General features: G+C 73.3%; 10 protein-coding genes. 3 read left to right on the top strand and 7 right to left on the bottom strand.

What is annotated here, in order from left to right:
* Positions 1 to 50: 50 nt before the first annotated feature.
* The gene (locus tag AB0D45_RS22585) at positions 51 to 1,088 is read right to left on the bottom strand and encodes an NUDIX domain-containing protein (RefSeq protein ID WP_362461820.1); all 1,038 of its coding nucleotides are present in this window, start codon (positions 1,086 to 1,088) and stop codon (positions 51 to 53) included.
* A 224-nt stretch (positions 1,089 to 1,312) separates the two neighbouring features.
* Here AB0D45_RS22585 and AB0D45_RS22580 point away from each other — a divergent pair, with 224 nt between their 5' ends.
* A complete protein-coding gene (locus tag AB0D45_RS22580; protein ID WP_362461833.1) occupies positions 1,313 to 2,302 on the top strand; it encodes a LacI family DNA-binding transcriptional regulator in 990 nt (329 codons plus the stop codon).
* Here the strand turns inward: AB0D45_RS22580 and AB0D45_RS22575 are convergent.
* Positions 2,292 to 2,486, bottom strand: a complete 195-nt coding sequence (locus tag AB0D45_RS22575) for a hypothetical protein (RefSeq protein WP_362461817.1) — start codon at positions 2,484 to 2,486, stop codon at positions 2,292 to 2,294. The genes AB0D45_RS22580 and AB0D45_RS22575 overlap by 11 nt on opposite strands.
* Before the next feature lie 146 nt (positions 2,487 to 2,632).
* Between AB0D45_RS22575 and AB0D45_RS22570 the strand changes: the two genes are divergently transcribed.
* Positions 2,633 to 4,849, top strand: coding sequence for a WD40 repeat domain-containing protein (locus AB0D45_RS22570; RefSeq protein ID WP_362461814.1), 2,217 nt, complete (start codon positions 2,633 to 2,635; stop codon positions 4,847 to 4,849).
* Between the two features lie 31 nt (positions 4,850 to 4,880).
* Here the strand turns inward: AB0D45_RS22570 and AB0D45_RS22565 are convergent, their stop codons facing one another.
* From AB0D45_RS22565 to AB0D45_RS22545, 5 genes are all read right to left on the bottom strand, one after another.
* Positions 4,881 to 6,179 carry an aldolase gene (locus tag AB0D45_RS22565; RefSeq protein WP_362461811.1) on the bottom strand — a complete coding sequence of 433 codons (1,299 nt, stop codon included), beginning with the start codon at positions 6,177 to 6,179 and terminating at the stop codon, positions 4,881 to 4,883.
* Between the two features lie 184 nt (positions 6,180 to 6,363).
* A complete protein-coding gene (locus AB0D45_RS22560) occupies positions 6,364 to 7,326 on the bottom strand; it encodes an electron transfer flavoprotein subunit alpha/FixB family protein (protein WP_361607145.1) in 963 nt (320 codons plus the stop codon).
* Positions 7,327 to 7,385: 59 nt separating this feature from the next.
* Positions 7,386 to 8,171, bottom strand: a complete 786-nt coding sequence (locus AB0D45_RS22555) for an electron transfer flavoprotein subunit beta/FixA family protein (RefSeq protein WP_361607142.1) — start codon at positions 8,169 to 8,171, stop codon at positions 7,386 to 7,388.
* A gap of 202 nt (positions 8,172 to 8,373) precedes the next feature.
* Complete coding sequence (locus AB0D45_RS22550) at positions 8,374 to 8,925, bottom strand: flavin reductase family protein (RefSeq protein WP_362461807.1); 552 nt, start codon at positions 8,923 to 8,925, stop codon at positions 8,374 to 8,376.
* A 241-nt stretch (positions 8,926 to 9,166) separates the two neighbouring features.
* Positions 9,167 to 9,511, bottom strand: coding sequence for a thioredoxin family protein (locus AB0D45_RS22545; RefSeq protein WP_361607163.1), 345 nt, complete (start codon positions 9,509 to 9,511; stop codon positions 9,167 to 9,169).
* Positions 9,512 to 9,761: 250 nt separating this feature from the next.
* On the opposite strand from AB0D45_RS22545, the gene AB0D45_RS22540 reads away from it, so the two are divergent.
* Positions 9,762 to 10,490, top strand: coding sequence for a lysophospholipid acyltransferase family protein (locus AB0D45_RS22540; RefSeq protein ID WP_361607136.1), 729 nt, complete (start codon positions 9,762 to 9,764; stop codon positions 10,488 to 10,490).
* The last annotated feature ends 48 nt before the right edge of the window (positions 10,491 to 10,538 follow it).

Raw genomic sequence — 10,538 nt, 5'->3', positions numbered from 1 at the left:
AAGCCGGCCCGCGCCTGCCCGCCGCTGCGGCGCGGGGCGCCCGGCCCCGGTCAGGGGGTGGGCCGGCCCGACTCCAGGTACAGCGGGTGGCCGCGCTCCCGTGCGCGCAGGGCCCAGCGCAGCCGTTCCCTGCGCTGCGGCGGCAACAGGCCAGCGGCCTCCGCCTCCGTGACGAAGCGCCAGGCCCGCAGTTCCGGACCGGGCAGCCGCAGCCGCGCGATCTCCGGCTCCGCCAGCCGCCCGCCGTCGAACAGCAGGCGCAGCCCTCCGTACGCCGGGGGACGGGGCGGCTCCCAGTCGACCACCAGCAGCCCCGGGGCCCGCTCCAGCGTCAGGCCCAGCTCCTCCGCGACCTCCCGTACGCCCGCGCGGGCCGGCGCCTCGCCTGCCTCGACCACCCCGCCCGGGAACTCCCAGCCCGGCTTGTACGTCGGATCCACCAGGAGCACCCGGTCCTGGTCGTCGAAGAGCAGCACCCCCGCCGCCACCGTCTCCCGCGTCGGCTCCGGGGTCTGCACGATGTCGCAGACCGGCGCCGTGCCGGTGCGCACGGCGTCGGCGATGCGCTGCGCCGTCTCGCGCACCGTCAGCCGACCGTTGTCGACGAGGTGGGCGTCGGCGGTCAGCCACCCCAGCGCCTGCCGGTACGCCGGGATGTGGTCGTACGCCCACTGGCGGACCCGTACGTCCACCTCCTCCGGCGCCCCCGGCTCCTGCCGGGTCGCGATGCGCTCACGCAGGATCGTTTCCTCAGGGGCGAGCAGCACGTGCCGCACCGGGATCCGGCGCGCCGCGAGAGCGCCGAAGATCTCGTCGCGGTACTCCTGCCGCAGCAGGGTCATCGGCACGACCAGCACCCCGCCCAGCTCCGCCAGCATTGCCGCCGCCGTGTCCACCACGAGCCGCCGCCAGCTCGGCAGGTCCTGGTAGTCGTCGACCTCCGCGAGGCGTTTGGCCGGCAGGAGCCGGCGCAGCGCGTCGCCGATGAGCTCCGGGTCGTACAGGCTGCTGTCCGGAAGGAGTCCGGCCAGTTCGCGGGCCGTGCTGGTCTTCCCGGCACCGAAAGTGCCGTTGATCCAGACAATCACGTCTATCCCTCTCCCTATGGCTCGCCTCCGAAGCCCCCCGGTGGCTTGCCCGCCCCACCCTGCCACGGAAACCCGCCCGCCGGCCGAGTGCTTATGCTCAAGGCCGGGGCCGAGATCACAGCCGAGCTCGGAGCCCTTCCGCCCCGCCCGCCACCTCCGGAGGTTTCCCCGCCGTGCCGCAGACCCGCCGCCCGTCCGAGCCCCCCTACGGCAACCGGCCGACCATGAAGGACGTGGCGGCCCGGGCGGGGGTCGGCCTGAAGACGGTCTCGCGGGTCGTCAACGGCGAGTCGGGGGTGACCCCCGACACCGAACGGCGCGTGCAGGAGGCCATCGAGGCGCTCGGTTTCCGCCGCAACGACAGCGCGCGGGTGCTCCGCAAGGGCCGGACCGCCACTGTGGGCCTGGTCCTGGAGGACCTGGCCGACCCCTTCTACGGTCCGCTCAACCGGGCCGTGGAGGAGGTGGCCCGCGACCACGGCGCCCTGCTCATCAACGGCTCCAGTGCCGAGGACCCCGACCGGGAGCGGGAGTTGGCGCTCGCGCTGTGCGCCCGCCGGGTGGACGGGCTGATCGTCATCCCGGCCGGCGACGACCACCGCTACCTGGAGCCGGAGATCCGGGCGGGGGTGGCCACCGTGTTCGTGGACCGCCCGGCGGGCGGGATCGAGGCGGACGTCGTCCTGTCGGACAGCTTCGGCGGGGCGCGGGACGGGGTGGCGCACCTGATCGCCGGCGGGCACCGGCGGATCGGCTTCATCGGCGACCACCCCCGCATCCACACCGCCACGGAGCGCCTGCGCGGGTACCGCGAGGCGATGGGGCGGGCGGGCCTGCCGGTGGCGGACGCCTGGGTCTCCCTCGGCTCCACCGCTCCGGAACGGGTGGCGGCGGCGGCCCGGGCGATGCTGGCGGGCCCGGAGCCGGTCACCGCCGTCTTCGCGGCCAACAACCGGGTCACCGTCACCGTCGTACGGGTGCTCGCGGCGCTGCCCCGGCCGGTGGCGCTGGTCGGCTTCGACGACTTCGAGCTGGCCGACCTGCTGCGCCCGGGCGTCACGGTGGTGGCGCAGGACGCGGCGGCCCTGGGGCGGGTGGCCACGGACCGCCTCTTCCAGCGCCTGGCCGGCGCCGCCCTCCCCCCGTCCCGCATCGAGCTCCCCACCCGCCTCGTCCCCCGCGGCTCCGGTGAACTCCCGCCGGTCAGCGGATGAGCGACCGCAGCACGGGCACGGCCCCGCCGGCCGCCGTCAACCCGGCCAGCAGCGCCAGCGCGGGCGGCACGCCGCCGAGGTAGCCCAGCCCGGCGGCGACGAAGCCGGCGAACAGAGCGCCGAGCAGCACGACGGCGGCGTGCAGGGTCAGCAGGGGCGGATCGGCATCCGGGGGTGTGGTCATGCCCCGATTCCAGCGCGCCGCGCATCGGGGGCCGGTCTCCGCCGGACGAACCCGGAACCGGCACCGGACACGGCTGTGTTCGGCACTGTCCGGGATTGTCCGGCGGACCCGTCCGTACCCTCATAGCCTGGCCCGTAATGAAAAGCGTGCCTACGTTCAATGAAGAACTCGCCTCGCTCGCGGCCGACTTGCGGCAGCTGCGGATCGAGCGCGGCAAGCCTTCGTACCGTGACCTCGCTGCGCGCGCGGCGAGGTCCGCGACCGGGATCCGTCTGCCGGTGGCCACCCAGAGCGAGGCGTTCCGGGGCGAACGGCTGCTGGGTCTGGACCGGCTGATGGGCCTGGTCCGCATCCTTTACGCATACGACGCGTTCGGAGCGGAGCGGCCCGTGCCGCCCCACAACTCCCCCGAGCTGGAGCCCTGGCGGCGCCGCTGGCGGGAACTGGCCGCCCTGGAGCCGGCCCGGCGCTCCCCGGCGGCCGCACCCCCCGTTCCCGGCGGCGGGACCGGCTTCGCCGTGGCCCACGTACTCAGCAGATGGGTGGACAACAACTACTGCGCGGCTTTCTCCCCCGACGGCCGGATCCTCGCCGTGTCCGGTGTGAGGGAGGACAACGAAGGAGTGGTGCACCTGTGGGACCCGGTCCGCGGAGCCTCGCTCGGCACGATCGAGGGAGAGGTCGCCGCCCTTTCGCTGGCGTTCTCCCCGAGCAGCGGGGTGCTGGCCGTCGGGGACATGCACGGCACGGTGCACCTGTGGGACACCGCCACCCTCGAGCCGGCGCGGCCGCCCCTGCTCGGCCACGACGGCTCCGTCGACGCCGTCGCCTTCACGCCGGACGGCCGGATACTGGCCGCGGCCGACGACGTCAACGTGATCATCCGCTGGGACGTGGCCACCGGAGAACCGGTCGGCCGGCCACTGACCGGGCACAGCGGTGAGATCAAAGCCTTGTCCTGCCTCCCCGACGGCCGGGTCCGGGCCGCGTTCCGCGACGGGCAGGCGCTGTCGCTCTGGGAATTCAGGGCCGGTTCGAGTGTCGGTACGCACCTCACCGAGAACCCTCGTCTCCCTCTCGGAGCCGCGTTCTCCGCCGACGGAGCCCTGCTGGCCATGACCGGCCACGAGGAGACGTCGCTGTGGGACACCGCCACCCACGCCCTCGTGCGCAGTCTTCCGGCGACCGGCGAAGGGGGTAGCGAGGTGGCCTTCTCCGCGGACGGCCGACGGCTGGCCACCGTGGACAGCGGTGGCACCGTACGCCTGTGGGACCCTTCGACCGGTGACCTCCTGGGCAGGCCGCTGACCACGCACAAGGGTCCGTTCAGCTCGGCGGCGCTGTCCCCCGACGGCCGTATGCTCGCCGTCTGCGGCGAGAGCAACAGCCTGGTCGTCTACCACGACACGCCGCACACGGAACACACGCCGCCGCCCGGACCGCTGTCCACACGGGCCCTCGGCGCGGCCTTGCGCCAGCGTCAGGCGGTGGCCCTGCCTCCCCTCGCGGCGGACAGTGGAGTCGCCCTGCGCCGGCTCGCCTTCTCGCCGGACGGCGGCCGCCTCGTGGTCCGGGCGAAGGACGGCCAGATCCTCTCCTGGGACCCGGCGGCACGCGTCCAGCTGCCCGAGAGCTTGTTCACGCCTCCCGGCACGGCTCCTTGGGGTGTGGACTTCCTCCGCGGGGGCGGGCCGGCCAGGCTGTGGACGCGGGGCGGACCGCACGGCCACCCCGTTTCGCTGGTGTCGCACGTCTCCTTCTGCGGCGGCCGGAAGGTGGCCGTCATCGGCGCGGAGGGGCGGGTGTCCGTCCTGGACGCGGCCGACGACCGGAAGGCCGGACACGTACCGGATGACGTGTCGGACGTATTCGCCCTCGCCGCCGCAGCGGACGGGAGCAGACTGGCCGCCGCGATGGGCGAGCGGGTGGTGCTGTGGGATCCCTCCACACCGGAAGAGGCCGCCCTGGAGCTCGTGTCCCACCTGAGCAGCGTCGGCGCCCTGGCCTTCTCCCCGGACGGCGACCTGCTGGCGACCGGCGACTCCGACGGGCACGTCCTGCTGTGGGACGTCCGCGCCCCCGCCGCCCCCGCCCACCGCCTCTCCGGGCACGCCGGTCCTGTCCACGACCTGGCCTTCTCCTCGCGGGGAGACCGGCTGGCCAGCGCGAGCGGAGACGGGACCGTGCGGCTCTGGGACACCGCCACGGGCGAGGCCGCCGGCAGCCTGCCGCTGACCGGCCACACCGGCGCCGTCCGGGGTGTCGCCTTCTCCCCCGACGCGAGCCTGCTGGCCTCCGCCGGGGACGACGGCACGCTCCGCTGCTGGCTGCTGCCGGGCATGCCGACGGCCCGGCTCGGGTGATTCCGGGCCGGGCCGTGCGGGGACGTGCGGGTCAGGCGGTCGCCGTCAGGGTCGCCGAGCGGCGCGGGATGGCGAAGGCGTCCAGTTCCGCGCGGGTCAGGCCGGTGAGGGCGGTGACCTCGTCGGCGCCGACGGCGCCGCAGTCGAGGCCGCGGACCAGGTAGCCGGCCAGGGCCTTGGCGGTGGCCGGCTCGTCCATGACGTCGCCCTCGATCTTCGCGACGTACGCCTTCAGGCGCGCGGCCGCGGCTTCGAGGCCCTCGCGGTAGAAGGTGAAGACGGCCGCGTAGCGGGTCGGCAGGTGCGCCGGGTGCATATCCCAGCCCTGGTAGTAGGCGCGGGCCAGCGCACGGCGGGTGAGGCCGTAGTGCAGCCTCCAGCCCTCGTGGACCTTCTCGGTGGTGCCGATGGGCAGCACGTTCGTCGAGCCGTCGGAGACGCGTACGCCGGTGCCGGCGGCCGCGACCTGCATGATCGCCTTCGCGTGGTCGGCGGCGGGGTGGTCGCTGGCCTGGTAGGCGGCGGAGACGCCGACGCAGGCGCTGTAGTCGAAGGTGCCGTAGTGCAGGCCGGTGGCGCGGCCCTTGGAGGCCTCGATCATCCGGGCCACGGTGGCGGTGCCGTCGGAGGCGAGGATGGACTGGCTGGTCTCGATCTGGATCTCGAAGCCGATCCGGCCCGCGCGCAGGCCGCGGGTGGTCTCGAAGGCCTCCAGCAGCTTGACGAAAGCGCTGACCTGCTCGGCGTAGGTGACCTTGGGCAGGGTGAGGACGAGGCCCTCCGGCAGGCCGCCGTGCTCCAGCAGGCCGGAGAGGAAGATGTCGGTGGTGCGGATGCCGCGGTCGCGGACGTTGGACTCCATGCACTTCATGCGGATGCCCATGTACGGGGCGTTGGTGCCGTTGGAGAAGGCCTCCGAGACGAGGCGGGCGGCGCGGGCCGCGGCCTGGTCCTCCTCCTCGTCGGAGCGGACGCCGAAGCCGTCCTCGAAGTCGACGCGCAGGTCCTCGACGGGCTCGGTGGCGAGCTTGGCGCGGACGCGGTCGTAGACGGGTACCGCGAGCTCGTCGGAGATGCCGAGCACCTTGGCGAAGGTGGCGGCGTCCGGGGCGTGCTCGTCGAGGGCCGCGAGGGCCTGGTCGCCCCAGGAGCGGATGGTGTCGGCGGCGAACACGTCACCGGGGACGTAGACGGTGTGGATGGGCTGGCGGGTGCCGGGGTCGCCCGGGTAGTGGCGCGCGAGTTCCGCGTCCACCGGCGCCAGGGAGGCGCTGATGCCCTCGCTGACCGCGCCTGCGAGGCTCGTCGCCACCTTCTCCTGCTGACCCATCGTGCACTCTCCTCTTTTCCGCTTCACGGAAGCTTAGATCCGCATAGCAGAACTTAGCCACGGGGTTCCGCTCAGTCAATGGTCCCTCCGGCGCCTGGGACAAACGACTCGGGGCCGTGCGGTGACAATCACCACACGGCCCCGTAGGCCACAGATGCGCAGGTCAGTGACCAGCGTCGGGCTTTCAGCCCTTGCGCGCCTTGATCTCGCCCGTCAGCTGGGGGACGACCTCGAAGAGGTCGCCGACCACGCCGTAGTCGACCAGGTCGAAGATCGGGGCCTCGGCGTCCTTGTTGATGGCCACGATGGTCTTCGACGTCTGCATGCCGGCGCGGTGCTGGATCGCGCCCGAGATGCCGGAGGCGATGTACAGCTGCGGGGAGACCGACTTGCCGGTCTGGCCGACCTGGTTCGAGTGCGGGTACCAGCCGGCGTCGACGGCGGCGCGCGAGGCGCCGACCGCCGCACCGAGGGAGTCCGCGAGGTCCTCGATGAGGTGGAAGTTCTCCGCGCCGTTGACGCCGCGGCCGCCGGAGACGACGATCGCGGCCTCGGTCAGCTCCGGGCGGCCGGTGGACTCGCGCGGGGTGCGGGAGACGACCTTGGTACCGGTGGCCAGGGCGCCGAAGGTGACGGCGAGCGCCTCGACGGCGCCGGCGGCCGGGGCGGCCTCGACCGGGGCCGAGTTCGGCTTCACGGTGATGACCGGGGTGCCCTTGGAGACGCGGGACTTGGTGGTGAACGACGCGGCAAAGGCGGACTGCGTCGCGACCGGGCCCTCGTCACCGGCCTCCAGGTCGATGGCGTCGGTGATGATGCCGGAACCGATGCGCACGGCGAGGCGCGCGGCGATCTCCTTGCCCTCGGCGGAGGAGGGGACGAGCACGGCGGCCGGGGACACGGCCTTGTACGCGGCCTCCAGCGCGTCCACCTTCGGGACGACGAGGTAGTCGGCGAACTCGGGGGCGTCGGCGGTGAGGACCTTGACGGCACCGTGCTCGGCGAGCACGGCGGCGGTGGCCTCGGCACCGGCGCCCAGGGCGACGGCGACGGGCTCGCCGACGCGGCGGGCCAGCGTCAGCAGCTCGAGGGTGGGCTTGCGGACGGCACCGTCCACGTGGTCGACGTAGACGAGAACTTCAGCCATGGGACTGCTCTCCTGCTATTGCGAAGTGTCTGGGGGCTTGAGAGGGGTGACCGAAGTTCTTAGATGAACTTCTGGCCGGCCAGGAACTCGGCCAGCTGCTTGCCGCCCTCGCCCTCGTCCTTGACGATCGTGCCGGCGGTGCGGGCCGGACGCTGCGCCGCGGAGTCGACCACGGTGTAGGCGCCCTCGAGGCCGACCTCTTCGGCCTCCAGGTCCAGGTCGGACAGGTCCCAGGACTCCACCGGCTTCTTCTTGGCGGCCATGATGCCCTTGAAGGACGGGTAGCGGGCCTCGCCCGACTGGTCCGTCACCGAGACGAGCGCGGGGAGGGAGGCCTCCAGCTGCTCGCTCGCGGAGTCGCCGTCGCGGCGGCCCGTGACGGTGCCGTCCTCGACCTTGACCTCGGAGAGCAGGGTGACCTGCGGGACGCCCAGGCGCTCGGCCAGGATCGCCGGGAGGACACCCATGGTGCCGTCGGTCGAGGCCATGCCGGTGATGACCAGGTCGTAGCCGGCCTTCTCGATGGCCTTGGCCAGGACCAGCGAGGTACCGATGACGTCAGTGCCGTGCAGGTCGTCGTCCTCGACGTGGATGGCCTTGTCGGCACCCATGGACAGCGCCTTGCGCAGCGCGTCCTTGGCGTCCTCGGGGCCCACCGTCAGGACGGTGATCTCGGCCTCGTCCGCCTCGTCGGCGATCTGCAGCGCCTGCTCGACGGCGTACTCGTCGAGCTCCGACAGCAGACCGTCCACGTCGTCGCGGTCGACGGTCAGGTCATCGGCGAAGTGCCGGTCACCGGTGGCGTCGGGCACGTACTTCACACAGACAACGATCCTCAGGCTCACGCCGGCTCTCCTACCGCATCGTCTTTTTCTGATACCGCCTTGTGCAGGCAGCATAGGCGCCTTGTGGGGCGGATCCCGGTCGGGGCGGCCCGCGCTCCGAAGGGAATGTTACTCGTCAGTACACATTGGGTCTTCCCCGGTTGCAAGGCCGCCGAACTGTGATCTGTCCAACGCCACCCGAACCCGCCCCAGCAGGGACGATTCAGTCCCGCAACGCGTTGAAGCGCCCCTGGTGGTACAGCAGGGGCCGGCCCTCACCCGCCGGGTCCCCCATCACCACCTCCGCGATGACCACCCGGTGCGCTCCGGCCGGCACCCGCGCCACCACCCGGCACACCGTCCACGCCAGCACCCCGTCCAGCAGCGGCACGCCGTGCGGGCCCGGCGCCCAGCGGGTGTCCGGCCCGAAGCGGTCGGCGCCGCTGCGCGCGAAGAGGCCGGCCAGCTCCCGCTGGTGCTCGCCGAGTATGTGGACCCCGAGGTACTCGCTGTCGCGTACGGCGGGCCAGCTGGAGGCACCGGTGCCGATGGTGAACGAGAGCAGCGGCGGCTCCGCGGAGACGGAGTTGAGGGAGGTCGCGGTGAACCCGGCGGGCCGGCCCCCGCTCTCCGCGGTGATCACCGCGACGCCCGCGGCGTGCCGCCGGAAGACCGAGCGGAGCAGCTCCGGCGAGCCGGGCTGGGCGGCGGGGCGGTCGCCGTCGAAGGGGTCGAAGGAGCCGAGGGACGCGGGCGGGGCCGTCGGGGCCGTCATGGGAGTGCTTCCTTCCGCCGCGGGGGTCGCGGGCGCGGTCGGGGGTCTGGGGCCGGGAGCGTTCAGTGGTCCCGACAGCGCGCGCTCGCGTGGCGGACGAGGTCCACGTGGACCCGCCCGTAAAGCAGGAGTTCATACCGCATGCGGTCAGCCTGGCGATCTCACGCGTACACAGTCAAGCCGCAGCAGGCAAGTGTCAGGCGCGTCACGCTCCGTGCGGGCGCACGTACCGGCGCATCCGTCACAGCGCGGCCCCCAGTGCGGCGATCACGTCGGCCTTGCGGGGCATCCCGGCGGCGCGCCGGACGATGCGCCCGCGGGCGTCCAGGACGAGCACGGTCGGGGTCTTCTCGATGCCGAGGGCGCGCACGAGTGCGAGGTTGCGCTCGGCGTCGATCTCGATGTGCGCCACCCCGTCCACCAGGCCGGCGACTTCGGCGAGGATCCTGCGGGTGGCCCGGCAGGGCTGGCAGAAGGCGCTGGAGAACTGGACCAGGCTGGCCCGCTCCCCCGGCGCCCGGCCCAGCTCGGCGGCGCCGAGGGGCCCTTGACCGCCCGCCTGCCCGCCCGACCGACCGCCCGGCAGCCCGCCCGCCCCCCGCGCCCCTTCTCCGTGCCCGCCCACGCCCGCTCCCGTCCGCCCGTCCGCCTGTACGTACTGCGAGCGCCCGTCCGGCGCGCGGCATTCCCCGCGTGACGAGAATCTCCCCCGGCGCGGGCGTCTGGGCTGGCCAGCGGGCCGCGTTTGGGGCACGATCCCCAATGGCCGCGTACCTACGCTGCCGTAACTTCCGGCCGGGATTACCTCCCCAGGCAGAAAGCGGGGTCTTCCCACGATGGGTGAGCTCGTCTACCCCCCGGTGATCGGTGCCGCGCACACCCTCTTCCGTGCGCTGGACATCCGGATCGACATGAAGGGCACCGAGAACATCCCGCGCAAGGGCGGGGCGGTCCTGGTGTCGAACCACATCGGTTACCTCGACTTCATCTTCGCCGGCCTGACCGCGCGGCCGCAGAAGCGCCTGGTCCGCTTCATGGCCAAGGAGTCGGTGTTCCGGCACAAGGTCTCGGGCCCGCTGATGCGCGCGATGAAGCACATCCCGGTGGACCGCACGCAGGGCGAGACCGCCTACCAGCACGCCCTGGACTCGCTGCGCTCCGGCGAGATCATCGGGGTGTTCCCGGAGGCGACGATCTCCCAGTCCTTCACCCTCAAGAGCTTCAAGTCGGGTGCGGCGCGCATGGCCCAGGAGGCCGGGGTCCCGCTGATCCCGGTGGCCCTGTGGGGCACGCAGCGGCTGTGGACCAAGGGCCGCCCGAAGAACCTCAAGCGCAGCCACATCCCGGTGACCATGCGGGTCGGCGAGCCCCTGGAGGCTCCGGCCGACCAGTACGCGGGCGCGATCACCCGCCGCCTGCGCGAGCGCGTGCAGGAGCTGCTGGACGCGGCGCAGAGCGCCTACCCGGCCACGCCGCAGGGCCCCGGGGACTCCTGGTGGCTCCCGGCCCACCTGGGCGGCACCGCGCCCACGGCGGCGCAGGTCAAGGAGCGCGAAGCGGGCTGATCCCGCCGGAGGACGGCGCGTTCCCGCCGCCCGCCCCGCACCCCTGCG

It is taken from the genome of Streptomyces sp. NPDC048352 (genome assembly GCF_040651895.1).
Lineage (GTDB): Bacteria > Actinomycetota > Actinomycetes > Streptomycetales > Streptomycetaceae > Streptomyces.
Note: the sequence above shows the minus strand (reverse complement) of the source record. Positions and strands in the feature narration are given on the sequence as shown.